This window comes from Streptomyces daqingensis (genome assembly GCF_014645895.1).
Taxonomy (GTDB): Bacteria; Actinomycetota; Actinomycetes; order Streptomycetales; family Streptomycetaceae; genus Streptomyces; species Streptomyces daqingensis.
In genome coordinates this window covers 82,374-100,267 of record NZ_BMMP01000002.1, presented here as the reverse complement: position 1 = coordinate 100,267, position 17,894 = coordinate 82,374, and the positions used below count along the sequence as shown (strand labels likewise).

20 protein-coding genes are annotated in these 17,894 nt (G+C 73.9%); 9 read left to right on the top strand and 11 right to left on the bottom strand.

The window, feature by feature from the left end; genetic code table 11:
- Positions 1-5 precede the first annotated feature (5 nt).
- From IEY56_RS02845 to IEY56_RS02835, 3 genes are all read right to left on the bottom strand, one after another.
- A complete protein-coding gene (locus IEY56_RS02845; protein WP_229711562.1) occupies positions 6-278 on the bottom strand; it encodes a CDGSH iron-sulfur domain-containing protein in 273 nt (90 codons plus the stop codon).
- 127 nt (positions 279-405) lie between these two features.
- On the bottom strand, positions 406-1,062 hold the full coding sequence (locus tag IEY56_RS02840; protein WP_308424106.1) for a HemK2/MTQ2 family protein methyltransferase: 657 nt from the start codon (positions 1,060-1,062) through the stop codon (positions 406-408).
- Positions 1,063-1,224: 162 nt separating this feature from the next.
- Entirely contained in the window at positions 1,225-2,757 is a 1,533-nt protein-coding gene (locus tag IEY56_RS02835; protein ID WP_229711558.1) for a hypothetical protein, read from the bottom strand.
- Positions 2,758-2,881: 124 nt separating this feature from the next.
- Between IEY56_RS02835 and IEY56_RS02830 the strand changes: the two genes are divergently transcribed.
- A complete protein-coding gene (locus IEY56_RS02830) occupies positions 2,882-3,790 on the top strand; it encodes a 2-dehydropantoate 2-reductase (protein ID WP_189035441.1) in 909 nt (302 codons plus the stop codon).
- A 50-nt stretch (positions 3,791-3,840) separates the two neighbouring features.
- Here IEY56_RS02830 and IEY56_RS02825 read toward each other — a convergent pair whose 3' ends face one another.
- The gene (locus IEY56_RS02825; protein WP_189035440.1) at positions 3,841-4,221 is read right to left on the bottom strand and encodes an RNA-binding S4 domain-containing protein; all 381 of its coding nucleotides are present in this window, start codon (positions 4,219-4,221) and stop codon (positions 3,841-3,843) included.
- 121 nt (positions 4,222-4,342) lie between these two features.
- Entirely contained in the window at positions 4,343-4,699 is a 357-nt protein-coding gene (locus tag IEY56_RS02820) for a PRC-barrel domain-containing protein (protein ID WP_189035439.1), read from the bottom strand.
- Positions 4,700-4,884: 185 nt separating this feature from the next.
- Here IEY56_RS02820 and IEY56_RS02815 point away from each other — a divergent pair, with 185 nt between their 5' ends.
- From IEY56_RS02815 to paaK, 6 genes are all read left to right on the top strand, one after another.
- Positions 4,885-5,412: a (2Fe-2S)-binding protein gene (locus IEY56_RS02815; protein WP_189035438.1), complete on the top strand. Its 528-nt coding sequence runs from the start codon at positions 4,885-4,887 to the stop codon at positions 5,410-5,412.
- Complete coding sequence (locus IEY56_RS02810) at positions 5,409-6,401, top strand: FAD binding domain-containing protein (RefSeq protein WP_189035437.1); 993 nt, start codon at positions 5,409-5,411, stop codon at positions 6,399-6,401. The genes IEY56_RS02815 and IEY56_RS02810 overlap by 4 nt, the downstream gene beginning before the upstream one ends.
- On the top strand, positions 6,398-8,539 hold the full coding sequence (locus IEY56_RS02805) for a xanthine dehydrogenase family protein molybdopterin-binding subunit (RefSeq protein ID WP_189035436.1): 2,142 nt from the start codon (positions 6,398-6,400) through the stop codon (positions 8,537-8,539). Before IEY56_RS02810 ends, IEY56_RS02805 begins: the two co-directional genes overlap by 4 nt.
- Before the next feature lie 21 nt (positions 8,540-8,560).
- Positions 8,561-9,292, top strand: coding sequence for a haloacid dehalogenase type II (locus IEY56_RS02800; protein ID WP_189035435.1), 732 nt, complete (start codon positions 8,561-8,563; stop codon positions 9,290-9,292).
- Between the two features lie 182 nt (positions 9,293-9,474).
- Positions 9,475-9,897 (top strand): hydroxyphenylacetyl-CoA thioesterase PaaI, encoded by a 423-nt coding sequence (gene paaI / locus IEY56_RS02795; RefSeq protein ID WP_189035434.1) that lies wholly within the window; start codon positions 9,475-9,477, stop codon positions 9,895-9,897.
- The gene (gene paaK / locus IEY56_RS02790) at positions 9,894-11,303 is read left to right on the top strand and encodes a phenylacetate--CoA ligase PaaK (RefSeq protein ID WP_189035433.1); all 1,410 of its coding nucleotides are present in this window, start codon (positions 9,894-9,896) and stop codon (positions 11,301-11,303) included. Before paaI ends, paaK begins: the two co-directional genes overlap by 4 nt.
- A 33-nt stretch (positions 11,304-11,336) precedes the next feature.
- Here paaK and IEY56_RS02785 read toward each other — a convergent pair whose 3' ends face one another.
- The 5 genes from IEY56_RS02785 to IEY56_RS02765 form a co-directional block, all read right to left on the bottom strand.
- Positions 11,337-12,143 (bottom strand): SDR family oxidoreductase, encoded by an 807-nt coding sequence (locus tag IEY56_RS02785; RefSeq protein WP_189035432.1) that lies wholly within the window; start codon positions 12,141-12,143, stop codon positions 11,337-11,339.
- A gap of 323 nt (positions 12,144-12,466) precedes the next feature.
- On the bottom strand, positions 12,467-13,114 hold the full coding sequence (locus tag IEY56_RS02780; protein ID WP_229711556.1) for a methylated-DNA--[protein]-cysteine S-methyltransferase: 648 nt from the start codon (positions 13,112-13,114) through the stop codon (positions 12,467-12,469).
- Positions 13,111-13,680, bottom strand: coding sequence for an RNA polymerase sigma factor (locus IEY56_RS02775; protein ID WP_189035431.1), 570 nt, complete (start codon positions 13,678-13,680; stop codon positions 13,111-13,113). The genes IEY56_RS02780 and IEY56_RS02775 overlap by 4 nt, the downstream gene beginning before the upstream one ends.
- Positions 13,681-13,743: 63 nt before the next feature.
- A complete protein-coding gene (locus IEY56_RS02770; protein ID WP_189035430.1) occupies positions 13,744-14,268 on the bottom strand; it encodes a methylated-DNA--[protein]-cysteine S-methyltransferase in 525 nt (174 codons plus the stop codon).
- Between the two features lie 125 nt (positions 14,269-14,393).
- A complete protein-coding gene (locus tag IEY56_RS02765) occupies positions 14,394-14,990 on the bottom strand; it encodes a DNA polymerase ligase N-terminal domain-containing protein (RefSeq protein WP_189035812.1) in 597 nt (198 codons plus the stop codon).
- Between the two features lie 504 nt (positions 14,991-15,494).
- Here IEY56_RS02765 and IEY56_RS02760 point away from each other — a divergent pair.
- Positions 15,495-16,322 (top strand): LLM class F420-dependent oxidoreductase, encoded by an 828-nt coding sequence (locus IEY56_RS02760; protein ID WP_189035429.1) that lies wholly within the window; start codon positions 15,495-15,497, stop codon positions 16,320-16,322.
- 29 nt (positions 16,323-16,351) lie between these two features.
- A complete protein-coding gene (locus IEY56_RS02755) occupies positions 16,352-16,807 on the top strand; it encodes a TIGR03668 family PPOX class F420-dependent oxidoreductase (RefSeq protein WP_189035428.1) in 456 nt (151 codons plus the stop codon).
- Positions 16,808-16,919: 112 nt separating this feature from the next.
- On the opposite strand, the gene IEY56_RS02750 is transcribed toward IEY56_RS02755, so the two are convergent.
- Complete coding sequence (locus IEY56_RS02750) at positions 16,920-17,807, bottom strand: class I SAM-dependent methyltransferase (protein ID WP_189035427.1); 888 nt, start codon at positions 17,805-17,807, stop codon at positions 16,920-16,922.
- Positions 17,808-17,894: the final 87 nt, after the last annotated feature.

The following is a 17,894-nucleotide window of genomic DNA, read 5'->3' as shown; positions in this document are numbered from 1 at the left end:
CCCGGCTACCGCGTCCCCGGTCCCTCCCCGGGCCCGGAGTCCGCCGGCACGTCCGTTCCTCTCCCGTCGGCCTGGTCACGGCCGGGACGCGACCTGCGCCGGTGGCTGGTGTCGCACCAGGGGAAGCTGCGGCTGCGCCGGCAGGCGCAGATCGCGACCATGAAGCGGTCCGAGACGGCCGTGCGGCCGTCACCCAGATCGACCTCGACGGGGCCCTCGACGAGGACGGGACCGGCGGGATCGATCACCACGCGCCGCGCCGCGCGCCCCACGTCCAAGGCCGCGCCCCGCGCCGTTCCCGCTTCGGGCTCCGCAGCGGCTCCGGGACCCGACCGGGCAGACCGGGCCGCTGCCGCGTCCGGCTGCCGCCCCGCGGACCCGTCCCCGTCAGGTCCGGGCCGCTCGTCATCCCCGCGGTGCGAGATCGGCACGTACGACCACCAACTCCTCTTCCCGCTGTCCCGGTTCGATCAGTCCGCGCTCCTCCAGCCAGGCGGCCCTGCGACGCAGCACGGGCCCGAACGGCTTGCGGCTCCGCCGGACGACCTCGGCTTCCAGGCCGCCCTCGCGCAGCTGCCCGAGCGTGCGGTGCGGTCCGCTCAGCGCGGAGTGCACGATCAGCATCACGCCGCCGGGCGCCAGCAGCCGGGGAGCGGCCTCACACAGCCGGTCCAGGCATTCCCGTCCGTCCTCTCCCGCGTTCCAGGCACGTCCGGACCGACGGGCTCCGCGCGCCGCCCTCGCCAGGCCGCGCTCCCGGTCCGGGCAGGGCACGTAGGGAGGGTTCGCGGTGATCACGTCGAAGCGGCCGGTGGAGCGGTCGAGGAAGTCCCCGCGGTGCACGGTGACGGGCACCCCCCGCAGCCGGGCGTTCCAGCGTGCCGCCATGACGGCCCGCGCGGACAGGTCCACGGCGTGCACGTCGGAGGCGCCCAGGCACGCTCCCGTCAGAGCGACGAGGCCGGTCCCGGTGCAGATGTCGAGCATGCGCGAGCCGCTGGGGACGCCGACGTGCCGGAGAGCCCCGAGCAAGAGATGCGTGTCGCCCTGCGGGGCGTACACCCCGGGCGGTCTCAGCAGCCACACAGACGCTGAGTGCCTCGGCTGCCGCAGCTCAAACAATCCGGCGGCCGACGGACGACGGCCCCGCTGAACTGGTCATACGGGCCGCTGCCCCACTTCTCCGGGCTGCTGCCCCACGTCCGGAGCCCCGGATGCCGGGGGTCACTCCGCCCCGGCGGCCACCGACCGGTCGCCGTGCGGCGACACGTACACCCGGTACCCGGGCAGTTCGCTCAGCGGCGCGGACGGCCACGCCCGCGCCCAGCGCGGCGGTTCGGCGCCGTGCCCCACGATCACGGCCATCGCCTCGTGCCGGCCCGCGAGGGCACGCAGCCCGCCTGCGGTGATGCTGACGTCGTGACCGCGCGACTGCCGGGACGAGCAGCCCGCGTAATGGCTCATCGGGACGGCGAGCGGCCCGGTCAGCGTGCAGGGCGCCCGCAGCCCGAGCCCGTGCATCGTGGCTGCCGCCTTCGTCATCTGCCTCGTGACCTTGTGGTTGCGCTCCAGAACGGCGTTGAGCACCTGGTACTGCACGGCGAGGTGGCAGCCCAGGAGCAGCGCCGGGAGGGCGATCAGCACGAGAGGGCGGCGGCCGTCGCGGCGCTCGGCGAACGAGCGCCGCATGCACTCGCCCACGGGGAGCGCGAGGAGCGCGTAGGAGGGCAGCAGGAAGCGGGGTGCGGCGTACCCCATCAGGAAGAGGTACGGCAGGGCGAGCACCACCGCCGTCACGGAGGCCAGCACCGCGGTGTCCCGGCGGCCCGCCCGTACGGCTGCCGTGATGCCCGCCGCCGCCAGCAGCGGCAGCGCGAACCACCACAGCGCCGTCTGCGGCTGCTCCCACGCCATGTCGCAGGGGCGGCAGAGCATCCGTCCCTGCAGTGCGCGTACGTGGTCCCCGATGGCGATGTTCCAGCCCATGCCGCCCTGGATCTCGCTCGCCCGGTGCAGGCGTGCGAAGAGGCCGCCGTAGGAGGTGAACGCCTCGACGATCCAGGGAGCCGCCCCCGCGAGGGCTCCGGCCGGCAGCCCCCCGAGGACCGCCGGGCGGCGCCAGCCGGGCACCACCAGCGCCGCGCCGCCCAGGGCCAGCACCAGCCACGCTGCGTCCGGCGGGCGCATCAGTGCCACGGCGCCGACGGACACCACGAGCCCGGCGAGGGCGGCCCGGTCGCGGGCGTAGCGCACGCACCGCAGGAAGCAGCCCGCCGCGGCCAGGGAACCGAAGCCGCACCACAGGTTGGGCATGGCCTGGGGCCCGTAGAAGAGGCTGATCCACAGGCCGGCGAACAGGGCGCCGCCCCAGGCCAGTACGGACACGGGCAGCAGGCGGCGCCAGACCCACAGGGCGGCGAGGAGGCCAAGGCCGGACAGGACGGCGAGGAAGACGCGCAGCACCGTCGTGGAGGAGGTGAACGCGGCGACCGGCGCCACGAGGTAGGAGATGCCGCGGGCGCGCGGGGCGCTGAAGAAGGACGCGGGGGAGGGGCCGTCGACCTGGCTGACGTAGACCGTCTCGTCCCACCCGAGCCCGGTACCGGGGACGACGAGGAGGAGCTGGGCCAGCGTGTAGGCGGCGGCGACCAGCCCGAGCTGGAGCAGGGGACGTCCGGACGGCCCCTGGCCGTAGTAGGGGAGGCGTCTGAGGCGGTCTGTGACCGGTGCGCTCGGAGCTGCTGGCAGCACGTACATGGCCGAACCTCGTCCCGCTTGTGTAACCGGCAGAGAGATCTATGCGTAACACCCGCTATGTCTGTTTTGCGGTAATGGAGGCCCCGGGCCGGTCGCCCCGCGGCAGCCGCATACGATCGCCTGTATGCGTTCGATGGATTCACCCGCGCACATAGCGGTGATCGGTGCCGGTGCGGTCGGAGGGCTGACGGCCGCGTTCGCGCGCGAGGCCGGTCTCGACGTCACGCTCTGCCTGCGGTCGCCACTCGATGAGCTGACGATGCGGACGGGCGGGGAGGAGCTACGGCCCGACCTGCGGTTCGCCACGAGCCCCGGGGAAGTCCCGCCCGCCGACTGGGTGTTCCTGACGACGAAGGTCCAGGACACGGAGGGTGCCGCCGGGTGGCTCCGGGAGCTGTGCGGTCCCGGAACGGCCGTCGCCGTCGTCCAGAACGGCGTCGACCACGAGGAGCGCGTGCGGCCGCTGCTGCCCGAGGGGACGGAGCTGCTGCCGGCGCTCGCCTACATGGCCGTGGAGCGGGTCGCCCCCGGCCGGATCGTGCACCACTTCTCCAGCGAGCTGCACGTGCCGGAAGGGCCGGCAGGGGACCGGTTCGCCCTGCTTCTGGAAGGCAGCCGCCTGAAGGTCCGTACGGTCGCCGACTTCCGCACGGCCGCGTGGCGCAAGCTCTTCACGAACGTGGCCGCCAACCCGCTCACCACGATCCTGAAGCAGCGCATGCACATCCTCGGCGACCCCGAGATGCACGCGCTCGCCGAGGACATCCTCCGTGAAGGAGTCGCCGTGGCGCGGGCCGAAGGGGCCGACGTCAGCGATGCGGACGCGCAGAGCGCCCTGCGGAAGAACACCTCGGTGCCGCCCGACGGCGGGACGTCGATGCTCTACGACCGGCTGGCGGGACGCCCGCTGGAGCACGAGCACATCACCGGCGCGGTCGTGCGGGCCGCCGAGCGGCACGGCATCGACGTCCCCCTCAACCGGATGCTGCTGACGATGCTGCGGGCGGTGGACCGGGAACTGCGGGCCGGCTGAGGCCGGTTCGGGACGGGCCGGTCCGGGGCAGGGGAGCCGGCGGTCCCGGTTCAGCCCTGGAGGCCGCGCAGCCGCTCCATCTCCCGCCGGTCCCGCTTCGTGGGACGTCCCGCGCCCCGGTCGCGCACCCCGGCGGGGGCCACGGCCTCGCGGGGCGGAGGCGGCGGGCTGTGGTCGGTGTAGCACTTCTCGGCCACCGGGGCTCCGACGCGCTTGCGCAGCACACGCGCGACGACCACCACGCGCTCACGGCCCGCGTGGAACAGCCGCACCTGGTCCCCTGCGCGAACCGGATGCGCGGGCTTGACCCGCTCCCCGTTGATCCGCACGTGGCCGGCGCGGCACGCCGAGGCGGCCAGCGAACGGGTCTTCGTGAGCCGCACGGACCAGATCCAGCTGTCGATCCGTACGGACTCTCCCTCAGCAGCCATGCCCCGACTCTAGAGGCAACCGCCGTGCACGGACCCGGCCCGAACGGTTCGGGACCCGGCGGGGAGGGCGACGGGCGGCGGGGTGAGGCAGCCGGCGGGCTGTCCGAGGCGGCTGGGGGCGTCAGCGGCGGGCCAGCCGCCGCTCCCCGCCGGAGCCGGTCTCGTAGTCGAGCCCGTAGTGCGCGAAGACGGCCGCCTCGTCGCCGGCGGGCAGCTCCCCGTCGGTCTCGATCGAGGGGGCCGCGCGCACCTCGCCCTTGGCGTGCGCGACCCGCAGGTAGGACGGGCCGACGGTCGCTCCCGTCAGCGGGACGAAGACCAGCCGGCGGCGGGTGGGCACGCCGATGGTGAGGGTGGCGAAGAACGGCTCGTCGGTGCGGGTGTCCACGTAGATCGCCTCCAGCGTGCCGATCTTGCTCCCGCCCGGGTCCACCACGTCCCTGTCGCGCCACTCGCGGATGTCGCCCGCCTCGAACATCTCCTGCCGTCCCTCCGCCGCCGGACGCCGACCGCCGCCCGGGTGCTGGTGCTTCCGTCCGCGGCACCGGGCCGCCGAGCTCAGCTTGCCGCGCCCGGGGGCACGCCGCACGCCGCAGGCGTCCGAGCGCGGCAGGTGCGCGGCGGCAGGTTTGACCCCCTCAGCGCCCGTGGTACTGGGGCGGGGTGGATTCCCAACTCACCCTCCATGTCGACGGCGAGCCCCGGTCGCTGACCGTGGACAACCGCACCACGCTCCTCGACGCCCTGCGCGACCGGCTGGGCGTCACCTCCCCCAAGAAGGGCTGCGACCACGGGCAGTGCGGCTCCTGCACGGTGCTGCTCGGCGGCCGGAGAGTGGTGAGCTGCCTGACGTTCGCCGTCGCCCACGACGGTGCCGAGGTCACCACCGCGGAAGGGCTCGCGGAGGCGGACGGGCGGCTGCACCCCCTCCAGCAGGCGTTCCTCGACCACGACGGCTTCCAGTGCGGCTACTGCACGCCCGGTCAGATCTGCTCGGCCGCGGGCATGCTGGCCGAGGCCGAGGCGGGCCACCCCAGCTCGGCGACCGCGGACGGCGACGGGCCCGGCGGGGTGCCGCGTCCCGTCCCGCTGGACGAGGAGGAGATCCGGGAGCGGATGAGCGGGAACCTGTGCCGCTGCGGCGCCTACGGCAACATCGTCGACGCGATCCGGGCGGTGGCGGGACGGTGAAACCCTTCGACTACTCGCGTGCCGACGACGCCGGATCCGCCGTCGCAGCCGTCATGGCGCGCCCGGACGCCGCGTTCCTGGCCGGCGGCACCAACCTCGTCGACCACATGAAGCTGGGAGTGGCCGCGCCGGAGCTGCTCGTCGACGTGACGGGCCTCCCCCTGGACCGCGTCGAGGAACTGCCCGACGGCGGGCTGCGGATCGGCGCCACCGTGCGCAACAGCGACCTCGCCGCCCACCCCCTCGTCCGCCGGCGCCTCCCCGTCCTCTCGCAGGCGCTGCTGGCCGGGGCGTCGGGGCAGCTGCGCAACGCCGCGACCACCGCCGGGAATCTGCTGCAGCGCACACGGTGCGGCTACTTCCAGGACGTCACGACGCCCTGCAACAAGCGGGAGCCGGGCTCCGGATGCGCGGCGATCGGCGGCTGGAACAGGTACCACGCGGTGCTGGGCGCCTCCGAGCACTGCGTCGCGGTGCACCCCTCGGACATGGCGGTCGCCCTGCGCGTCCTCGACGCCGTGGTCACGGTGCTCGGCGAGGACGGCGAACGGCGCGTCCCCGTAGGGGAGTTCCACCGGCTGCCGGGCGAGGCCCCCGAGGCGGACACCGTTCTGCGGCACGGTGAACTGGTCACCGCGGTCGAGGTTCCGCCGCTGCCGGCAGGCACGCGCTCCGGCTACCGCAAGGTGCGCGACCGCGCCTCGTACGCGTTCGCGCTGGTCTCCGTCGCGGCGGCGGTGGAGACGGACGGAGACCGGGTGCGTGAGGCCCGCATCGCCTTCGGCGGCCTCGCGCACAAGCCGTGGCGGGCCGAGCGGGCCGAGGAGGCCCTGCGGGGTGCCTCCGCGACCGACGAGGCGTTCCGGGAGGCGGCCGAAGCGGAGCTGCGGGCGGCGCGTCCGCTCCCCGGCAACGGCTTCAAGATCCCGATGGCGCGCAACACGCTCGCCGCGCTCCTGCGCGAACTCACCACCGAGGAACGGCGATGACCCGCACCGAAGAAGAGCCGGCCCGGCCCACCGAACCGCTCGAACCGCTGAACCCCCGCGCGGTGGGGACCTCGCCGGTGCGGCTGGACGGCCCGGCCAAGGTCACGGGCACCGCCCCCTACGCGTGGGAGCACGCGCTGCGCGACCCGGTGTACGTCCACCCTCTGCAGTCGGCGATCGCCCGCGGCAGGGTCCTGCGGATGGAGACGGGGCGGGCCGAGGCCGCCGAGGGTGTCGCCGCGGTGCTCACACCGCGCAACGCCCCGCGCCTGGCGGACAGTTCGGACCGCGCGCTGGCCGTGCTCCAGTCCGACGACGTCGCCTTCCGGGGCCAGTTCATCGGCGCGGTCCTGGCCGCGAGCCCCGAGGCTGCACGGCACGCCGCCTCGCTCGTCGACGTCGAGTACGAAGTGGAGCCGCACGACACCCGGTTGAGCTCCGACCGCCCCGACCTCTACCGCCCGGAGGCGATCAACCCCGCCGACGAGGCGGACACCGAGGAGGGCGACGTCGAGGCCGCGCTCGCGGCCGCGCACGCTGTGGTGGACGAGACGTACAGCACGCCGATGGAGCACAACAACCCCATGGAGCCGCACACGTGTGTCGCCGTGTGGCACGGCGCGAGCGACGACGGGGAGCCGGCGCTGACGGTCTACGACTCCACGCAGTGGCCGTACGGGGTGCGCATGACTCTCGCGCCGCTGTTCGCGCTCGCTCCCGAGCGGGTGCGGGTGATCTCGCCGCACGTCGGGGGCGGTTTCGGCTCCAAGGGGCTGCCGCACGCGCACCACGTCCTGGCGGTGCTCGCCGCGCGGACGGTCCCCGGCCGCCCGGCCAAACTGGCGCTCACGCGGCAGCAGATGTTCTGCCTCACGGGCCACCGCACCCCCACCATCCAGCGCGTGCGGCTCGGAGCCGACAGCGGTGGACGGCTGACCGCGCTCTCCCACGAAGCCGTCGAACAGACCGCCACCATCAAGGAGTTCGCCGAGCAGACCGCCGCGCAGAGCCGCATGATGTACGCCTCGCCCAACCGGCGCACCAGCCACCGGCTCGCGGCTCTCGACGTGCCCGTCCCCTCCTGGATGCGGGCGCCGGGCGAGGCACCGGGCGCGTTCGCCGCCGAGGTCGCCATGGACGAACTCGCGCACGCCCTCGGCCTCGACCCCGTCGAACTGCGCGTACGCAACGATCCGGAGACCGACCCGAGGGACGGACGGCCCTGGTCGGACCGGCGTCTCGTCGAGTGCCTGCGCACCGGCGCCCGGCGCTTCGGCTGGGACGCCCGCACGGAGGCGGGCGCGCGCAGGGAGGGCGACTGGCTCGTCGGCCTGGGCGTCGCGGCCAGCACCTATCCCGGTTTCGGGGGACCCGGCTCCGTCGCCGAGATCGAGCGGACCTCCGACGGAGGCCACGCCGTACGCATCGCGGCAGCGGACCTCGGCACCGGCACCTGGACGGTGCTCACCCAGATCGCGGCCGACGCGCTGGAGTGCCCTTTCGACGCCGTGCACCTGGAGATCGGGGACACCGCGCTGCCCACCGCCACCGTCGCCGGCGGCTCCGCGGGCGTCACCGCGTGGGGTTCCACGATCGTCGCGGCCGCGCGGGAGTTCCGCGCCCAGCACGGCGAGGACCCGGCACCGGGCGCCCGCACGAGGTCCGGGATGCCCGAGAACCCGGACCTGCGGCGCTACTCGGTGGCCTCCTTCGGCGCGCAGTTCGCCGAGGCGCGCGTGCACGCCGACACCGGCGAGGTGCGCGTGCCGCGGATGCTCGGCGTCTTCTCCGCCGGGCGGATCATCAACCCCCGTACGGCGCGCTCCCAGTTCATCGGCGGCATGATCATGGGGATGTCCATGGCGCTGTTCGAGGAGAGCGTCCTCGACCACGGCACCGGTCACGTCGTCAACCACGACTTCGCGCAGTACCACATCCCCACCAGCGCCGACGTGCTGGACATCGAGGCCACCTGGCTCGACGGACCGGACCCACACGCCGGGCCGCTGGGCTCCAAGGGCATCGGCGAGATCGGCATCGTCGGAAGCCCGGCGGCCGTCGTCAACGCCGTGTACAACGCGACGGGCATCCGCGTGCGGGACCTGCCGGTCACGCCGGACAAGCTGCTCAGGTACTGAGCGGGTCGGGGAGTCGGCGCCGTGCCCCCGGCCGAGTCCACGCCCCGCGGTGGTTCCGCCCACGGGGGCGACCGCCCAGTGCGGGCCGTCGTCCTCGACGTCAACGAGACGCTCAGCGATTTCGCGCCGCTGCGCCGCCGCTTCGAAGACGCCGGCGCGCCCGGCGAGTTGATGCCGCTGTGGTTCGCCGGGGTGCTTCGTGACGGCTTCGCGCTCACCGCCGCCGGAGGCTACGCGCACTTCGCGGACCTCGCGCGCGACGGCCTGCGGGATCTGCTGGCGCGGACCGGGGACCCGCCCGGCGACGTGGACGGAGCCGCGGAGCACATCCTCGGCGGCCTGGCGCGCCTGGAGGTCCACCCGGACGTTCCCGAGGGCGTACACGTCCTGAAGGAGGCCGGGCACCGGCTGGTGACGATGACGAACGGCGATGCCCGCCTGACGGAGGGACTTCTCGAACGCGCCGGTATCCGTGGCCAGTTCGACGCCGTCCTCGGTGTGAGCGGCCCCCGCCGCTGGAAGCCCGCGGCCGAGGCCTACCACTACGCGGTGCGGAGCGTGGACGTACGCCCCGGCGAGGCCCTGATGGCCGCCGTGCACCCCTGGGACGTCGACGGAGCCCAGCGGGCCGGACTCCGCGGCGCATGGCTGCGCCGGGGCTCAATCCGCTATCCGGAGTCGATGTCGCAGCCCGCGCGGGTGGCGGAGGACCTGGCGGATCTGGCCCGCTCGCTCTCCGGACCCGCCGCGTGAGGCCCGGACGCGGCTGAGCAGCTCCGGTACGGCGCCCGGCCTGCCGTGAACCCTTGACACCGCAGGTCCGTTGCTGGATTACTGGACCGCGCCGCAAGGTGAACCGAATGGTCGGTCGGTGGGCTCGTCCGGGATACCCGGCCCGAACCGCCGCCGCCGGGACGTACGAGAGCGTGGAACGTATGACGCAAGCCATGAGCAGCGGGTCGGCGGCGCACACGATGTTCGCGGCGGACCAGGCGTCGCAGGCCCTGGGCATCACGCTGCTGGAGGCCGCGGACGGTGCCGCGAAGCTGCGGATGACGGTGACGGGCGCGATGGTCAACGGCCACGGCATCGCACACGGCGGATACATCTTCCTCTTCGCCGACACCGCGTTCGCCTGCGCCTGCAACAGCCACGGACCGGTGACCGTCGCCTCGGGCGCCGACATCTCCTTCGTCCGGCCCGCCGCGGAGGGGGACGTGCTCACCGCCGTCGCCGAGGAGCGAACCCGCTACGGGCGCAGCGGCGTCTACGACGTGACCGTCCTGCGCGAGGGCGAGGTCATAGCCGAATTCCGCGGCCGCAGCCGCACCGTCCCAGGCATGGAGGGGCCTTCATGACGACGAGCGAACTTCCCGCGACCCCGGCCGGGCCCGCCGCGACCGCCGATTCCGGCCCCGGCGCGGCGACTTCCGGCACCGGCGCTCCGCGCCGCACGGGCGAGCCGCTCCCGGACGAGCTGCGGGACCCCGGCGAGCGGCTCGGCCGCGAGGAGCTGCGGGAACAGCAACTCCGGCGCCTGCAGCACACCTTGCGTACGGCCTACAGCGAAGTCGAGCTGTACAGGCGGAAGTTCGACGAGGCGGAAGTGCGTCCCGAGGACTGCCGGAGCCTGGAGGATCTGGCGCGCTTCCCGTTCACCACGAAGGCGGACCTGCGGGAGACCTACCCCTTCGGGATGTTCGCGGTACCCATGTCCGACGTCCGCCGCGTCCACGCCTCCAGCGGCACCACAGGCCGTCCCACGGTGGTGGGTTACACGGAGAACGACATCTCCATGTGGGCCGACATGGTCGCCCGCGCCATCCGGGCGGCGGGCGGCAGGCCCGGCCACAAGGTCCATGTCGCCTACGGGTACGGGCTGTTCACGGGCGGGCTCGGCGCGCATTACGGCGCGGAACGCGCGGGGTGCACGGTCATCCCCGTCTCGGGGGGCATGACCGCACGCCAGGTGCAGCTCATCCAGGACTTCGAACCCGAGATCATCATGGTCACGCCGTCCTACATGCTCACGCTGCTCGACGAGTTCGAACGCCAGGGCGTCGACCCGCGCTCCACCTCCCTGCGGACGGGCATCTTCGGGGCCGAGCCGTGGACGGAGGAGATGCGGGCCGAGATCGAGGAGCGTGTCGGCATCCACGCGGTCGACATCTACGGCCTCTCCGAGGTGATCGGGCCGGGCGTGGCGCAGGAGTGCGTGGAGACGAAGGACGGCCTGCACATCTGGGAGGACCACTTCTACCCGGAGGTCGTGGACCCCGTCACCGACGTGCTCCAAGGGGAGGGTGAGGAAGGGGAGTTGTGCTTCACCTCCCTCACCAAGGAGGCCATGCCGGTGATCCGGTACCGCACCCGCGACCTGACACGGCTGCTGCCGGGGACGGCACGGCCGGCGTTCCGCCGGATGGAGAAGGTCACGCGGCGCTGCGACGACATGATCATCCTCCGCGGCGTGAACATCTTCCCCAGCCAGGTCGAGGAGATCCTCCTGCGCACGGCCGGGGTCGCCCCCCACTTCCAGCTCCGCCTGGAGACCCGCGCCCGGCTGGACCACATGACGGTGCGTGCCGAGGCCCGGCCCGGGACCTCCGGACCGGAGCGTGAGGCGGCCGCTTCGGCGATCACCCGTGCCGTCAAGGACGGCATCGGGCTGAGCGTCGCCGTCGAGATCGTCGACCCCGGCACGCTGGAGCGCTCCGTCGGCAAGATCCGCCGCATCGTCGACGAGCGGGGTCGGGCGGGCTGAACGGCCGGCGGACCGGCCCTCCAGCCCGGCCCGTCAGTCGTCCGCGCCGAAGTCGACCGTCGTGAACTGGGGGTTGGCGATGGTGAAGCCGCCGTCGACGACGTACGACTGGCCCGTGGTGTAGGCCGCCCCCTCCGAGACGAGCCACCCGACGAGCGAGGCGATCTCGCGCGGATCCCCCGGACGGGAGACGGGCAGCGCCGGGCGGTGCACGGTGTGGACGTCGACGCCCGCCATGCCCGACATGCCGGTGGCGATGAGGCCGGGCGCGACCGCGTTGACGGTGATGCCGTGCCCGGCCAGCTCCAGGGCCATCGACTTCGTCAGCCCGCCCAGCCCGTGCTTCGCGGTGTTGTACGCCGCGGCGGACGGGAGCGGCGTGTGCTCGTGCACCGAGGTGATGTTGACGATGCGCCCGCCCTCTCCCTGCTCGATCATGCGCAGTGCGGCCCGCTGGCTGAGCAGGAACGGGCCTTCGAGGTCCACCGACAGCACCTGCCGGAAGTCGTCGTACGTCAGCTCCGTGAAGGGCCCTGGCCGGTTCATGCCCGCCGCGTTGACCAGGACGTCGAGCCGCCCGAAGTCTCCGGCGAACTCGTCGACCACCCGCTCCGGGCCCGGCAGTCCCGACAGGTCCAGGGGGCGCACCTCCGCGCGCCGTCCGAGCCGGCGCACCTGGTCCGCGGTGGCCCTGCCCTCTGCCTCGTGGGCGAACCAGGTGACTCCGATGTCGTAGCCCTGGCGGGCCAGTTCCAGCGCCGTCGCCCTGCCGATGCCGGACTCCGATCCGGTGACGACGGCTGCCTTGGCGGCGCCCTGACGGGGGGAGGTCTCTGCCATGACGGGCTGCTCCTTCAGCGTGCGTGAACCGGCGGTGCGGACCGGCGGGCCCGGTGCCCGGCCGGTGCGGCAGCGGACGAGTCCGCTGCCGCAGACCGCTGCCGCACAGAGTGCCCACTGGACGCGGTCTCAGCGGTGGCGACGCGACCTCCCGCAGGGCATGCGGGCCGGGCGCCGTCCGTCTGCGAGGCCCGTCCGTCCGCAGCGAGCGTCCGCCCGCCTCGCTCGCCGTGCGCCCCGCCGACGTCCCGGACCCGCCGCGCGTGCGCGGAAGGCCCTCGCGGTGGCGGGGCGTCCGGCTCGGACCGCGGGATGCTCCCGGCTCAGGCCGCGGCCTCCAGGCCGAGCAGCACCTTCTTGGCGTCGGCCCCGCCGACGTACTGGCCCGCCGAACCGTCCGAGCGGACGACGCGGTGGCACGGAACCACGACCGGCAGCGGATTCGTCGCGCAGGCCGTGCCCACTGCCCGTACCGCCCGCGGGCTGCCCGCCGCTGCCGCGACCTCCGCGTAGCTGCGGGTGGCGCCGTAGCCGATGTGGGGGAGCTGCGCGATCACCTCGCGACGGAAGCCCTTGGCGAGCCGCAGATCCAGGTCGAGGTCGAAGCGGGTCCGCCGCCCCTCGAAGTACTCCTCGATCTGCCGCACCGCCCCGCCCAGCCGCTGAGGGGCCTCCAGTACGCGGGGGCTGACGCGTTCCGCGAGCTCGGTCAGCACGGCCGCGTGGCCCCCGTGCCGGGCGCTGTCATAGGCGACGCGCAGGAGTCCCCTGTCCGTCGCGGCCAGCAGGAGCGTCCCCACGGGAGTGGGAAGCGTGCGGTAGGCGATGTCCAGCAGCCCCTCGCGCTCCGCGTCCGCTGCGAGACGGGCGTGCAGACGGCTCTGTGCACCGGGATCGGTGACCGGGAGGCCCGCGAAGAGCTCCTCGCCGTCCCAGGCCTCGCCGTCCCGGTCCGAAGTGTGCTTCATCATCGTCTCTCTCCTCTCTCGTCCTCTCGGGTACGGCGGGTGTAGCTCTTGCGCAGGGACCTGATGCCGTCGGCCGCGGCTCTGCGCGCCGCCTCCGGGGTCCCGCCGGTCACGGCGGCGATCTCCTTGTACGGGAGCCCCGCCAGGTAGTGGTAGGCGACCGCTTCGCGCTGGCGCCGCGGCAGGGCCTTGAGAGCGGCCCACAGGTCGGCGTCCCACTGGCCGGAGTCCCGCAGGGTCCCGCCCGCCCGGCCGGCGTCCGGCGGCGCGGCTCCCTCGTCCCCGGCACGTCCGCCGGTCAGTGCCCTGCCCGATTCCGGGATCCGGCCTACCGCGACGGGGCGGCGGGCGCCCGCCCGTGCGGCGTCGATCGCCTTGCGGTGCGCGATCGTCACCAGCCAGGCCTCGACCCGGGCGTCCCCGGGCAGCCCGGGGTAGGCCCTGAGCGCCGCGAGGAACGTCTCCGACCAGGCGTCCTCGGCGTCCGCCGGCCCGACCACGGCCCGGCACACGCGGAGGACCATCGGCCCGTACTCGGCCACGATCTGCTCGAAAGGTCTCAAGGTCACACCCCGTAGACGAAGCGCACGCCGGGAACGTGAGGCCCCGGCGGGAACGGCCGGCCGGCTAATTCAGAAGAGGCGGCCGGGTCCCGTGCCGGCGTGCGACTCCTCAAGGTCGAGAAGGAACCGCTTGCGCGGCAGACCGCCCGCGTAGCCCGTCAGCCGCCCGTCCGCCCCGATCACGCGGTGGCAGGGGACGACGATGCTCAGCGGGTTGCGGCCGTTGGCGGACCCGACAGCCTGGGCCAGGGCCGGGTCGCCGAGCTCGCGTGCCAGATCGCCGTACGTGCGCGTCTCCCCGTACGGGATCTGGTCCAGCAGCTTCCACACGCGCTGCTGGAAGGAGTCGCCGCGCGGGGCGAGCGGGAGGTCGAAGTGCGTGCGGCGGCCCGAGAAGTACTCCGCGAGCTGGCGCCGCGCCCTCTCGAAGCCGGAGTCCGGACTGCCGGAGCCCCTCTCGACGTTCGGTCCCAGCGCGTCCGGCGCGGGGCCTCGCAGGTGGTTCTCGAAGTAGACGCCGCTCAGCGCCCCGTCCTCGGCCACGAGCGTCAGCGCCCCCAGTGGCGATTCCACGACCGTGTGGCTGACTTCCATCGCACGCTCCTTGCCTTCTCCCGACGGGCCATTCTCGCCGTGCCCGCGTGAGGCTGTGCCGCATCAGGCCGGGCCCGCATGAGGAAGACGGCCCGGAGCGGCGGAACGTGAGATCCGGGCTGAGGTCACTCGCTGTGCCAGGTGTCCTCCTCGGTCGCCTGGGCGCCGACCTGCTTCAGCGTGCGGCTCGTGCGGGCGGAGCGGGCCCGTACGGGGTCGGGTGTGCGGCCGTCGCGTACGGCCCGCTCGTCGTTCTCCTTCACCAGGAGCCACGCGGCGCGGCCGTCCTCGCCGCTGCCGCCGCGGAAGCGTGTGAGGGCGTAGCCGCCGCGCAGTTTGGACCCCTCCAGCCGGAACTTCACGTGCCCGCGCTCCAGGCCGGCGGCGAAGTCTTCCGTCAAGGGCTGGTAGGTCCCCTGGTCCCAGACGATGACGGTGCCGCCTCCGTACTCGCCGGCGGGGATGATCCCCTCGAAGTCCCGGTACTCCATGGGGTGGTCCTCCGTCGGCATGGCGAGCCTCTTCTCCCGCGGATCGGGAGAGGGCCCCTTGGGCACGGACCACGACTTGAGGACGCCGTCGACCTCGAGCCTGAAGTCGAAGTGCATGGTGCTCGCGTCGTGGATCTGTACGACGAAGGACGGTGCCCCTCCGGGTTCGGTGCCCTCCCCGCGGGGTTCGGACGTCCTGCCGAAGTGCCGCTTCTCGCGGTAACGCGTCAGTGCCGCCTGCTGCCCGCCCTGGTGGGGCCGTGCGGGCTCGGCGCGCCCGGCGGGCTCGCTCGCCCCGGCGCGCTTGCCGCCCTTGTCACCCGCGCTGACCTTGTCACCATCGCCGTTCTTGCCGCCGCTGGTGCCTCCGGCGCCGGCGACCTTCGCACCGGTCGCACCGCTGCCTTTCCGGGTCCTGCTGCTCACCGCCGGCTCCTCTCCGCTGGCACCGCTGACGGACACCCGTCCCGGGTGCCCACCTCAGCCGCGCACCCACATCCGCCGGAGCGGCACATCCCGCAGGTGCGGCGCACCGGTGGCCCGCGTCGGACCCCGCCGCGCGTGCCCGCGCCGGGACGGGCACGCGAGCCCGCGCGGGAACAGGCGCGGGTCCGGAGGCGCTGTCATGAAGCGCGCGGCAGCGGGTACCTCCGCCTCCGGGAACCTCTCCCGGGAGCTTCCGCGTGCCCGAGGACGCAGCAGCACTCAGCAGCACTCAGCCGAGAAGGAGCCACTGTGAAGTTCGGTGTATCGACCTTCATCACCGACCAGGGAATCCGCCCCGCGCCCCTGGGGCGGGCCGTCGAGGAACGCGGATTCGACTCGCTGCTCATCGCCGAGCACACCCACATCCCGGTGGAGCGCCGCTCGCCTTACCCGGGCGGGGGCGACCTGCCCGAGATGTACTACCGCACCCTCGATCCCTTCGTCGCGCTGAGCGCCGCGGCGTCCGTCACCGAGCGGATCCTGCTGGGGACGGGCATCGCGCTGGTGGCGCAGCGGGACCCCATCGTCACGGCGAAGGAGGTCGCCTCGCTCGACCTGGTCTCCGGCGGACGCGCGGTCTTCGGCGTCGGCGTGGGCTGGAACCGGGAGGAGATGGAGAACCACGGGGCCGACCCCACCACCCGGGGCCGCATGGTCAACGAGCGGTTGCGGGCGATGCGTGAGCTGTGGACCAAGGAGAAGGCCGAATTCCACGGCGAGTTCGTCGACTTCGACCCCGTCTACTCGTGGCCGAAGCCCGTGCAGGAGCCCCACCCGCCGATCTACGTGGGCGGCGCGGAGGGCGCGTTCCCGCGCATCGCGGAGCTGGGCGACGCCTGGCTCGCCAACAGGACGACGCCCGAGAAACTGGCCCCGAAGATCGAGCAGCTGCGCAGCACGGCGGGCCGCGAGGTACCTGTGACCGTCTACGCCGTCGGAGACGACGTCCCCACCATCGAGGGCTTCAGGGATCTCGGCGTGGAGCGGCTGCTGCTCTACCTGCCCACCCTTCCGGAGAGCGAGTCGCTGAAGACGCTGGACCGACTGGCCGACGTCGCCTCCCGGTTCGCCGAGTAGCCGCCGGGAGCCGCCGAGAGGTCGCGACGATGCCGAGGATGACGGGCGGCGAGGCACGGGAGTGCTTCGCCGCGGCGCGCGTCGCCACGCTGGCGACGGCCGACGCCTCGGGACGCCCGCACCTCGTCCCCGTCGTCTTCGCCCTGACCGGCGGCACCCTCGCCTTCGCCGTCGACCACAAGCCCAAGGAGTCGGCGCGGCTGAAGAGGCTGGAGAACATCCGCGCCAACGACTCGCTCTGTCTCCTCGTCGACGCGTACGACGAGGACTGGGACCGCCTGTGGTGGGCGCGGGCGGACGGCAAGGGGCGCGTGCTGCCGCCGGCGGCCCGCTGCGGCACGGCGGCGCGGTACGTGGCGCTGCTCGGTGAGAAGTACCGGGAGCAGTACGCCGGACAACCGCCGCAGGGGCCGGTCGTGGAGATCGAGGTCGAACGGTGGTCGGGCTGGCGCGCGACGGAGCGGGAGCCGGAGACGGAGCGGTAGGCACAAGCCGCGTCCGTCGATGCCGCTGCCGCTCCGGTGCCGCGTCCGTCGAAGCCGGGTCGGTCGGTGCCGCGGCGCTCCGGTGCCGCGTCCGGCCCGGTGTCGCCCGGGATCAGACCGCGTCCGCGGGCGCGGTGCCGGCCGTGAGGAGATGGGCGCTCACGCCCAGCAGCGAGGGCACCGACTCCGTGGCGCGCAGCGCGTCCAGCACGGTGGGGAGCCGGTCCTCGTCGGTGAGCCGCCCGGCGGCCTCCCGCATGAGCCAGACGGCGCCTTCCACGCCGTACTGCCCGGCCACCTCCAGCCCCGCGTCCTCGAACTCCGCCGCGGCGTCCGCCGGTTGGTGCAGGTAGGCCCAGAACCCGCCGTCGGGGCGCGGGTGCAGACCGGTCTCGCCCGCCGAGTCGACGAACTCCCGCTCGGCGGGCTCGAAGTAGGCGCCCTGGTTCATCTGGTCCAGGAGCGCGGAGTACCGGTTGACGGTGGCGGCGACGACGGGCCCCCCGGGCCGGACGACCCGGCGTGCCTCCGCGAGCGCACGTACCCTCTCCCGCCGCTCGGTGAGGTGGTAGAGCGGGCCCAGCAGCAGGACGGCGTCCGCCGAACCGTCGGCGACGGGCAGCGCGCGTGCGTCGCCGACACGGGCCTCGACGCCGGCCAGCTGGGCGGCCTGCTCGACGTGGAGCGGCACCGGATCGAACAACTCGACGCGGTGGCCGTCCTCTTGGGCGAGCCACCGGGCGTGCACGCCGCTGCCGCCACCGACGTCCAGGACGAGCGACGGCGAGGACGGCAGGAGCCGGCGCAGGACGTCCTGCGTGCGCAAAAACTCCAGACGGCCCACGCCCGCGCGTAGCCGCCCGTCCTCTCCGCCCCTCGAGTAGTACCGCAGGACCTCCTCGGCGGGTGCCGGCGAGGAGACGGCAGGTGCCGGCGAGGAGACGGCGGGTGCCGCGGCCCCGGGCTCGGAGCGGGGTTCGTCGGGGGCCGGTTCGGTCATGACCCGAGCCTCCTCGCCGAACTCGCCGTCCCGCAAGCCGGTTTCCGCCCCCGCCGTCCCCAGCCGTGCCCCTCCACTCGCTGTGCC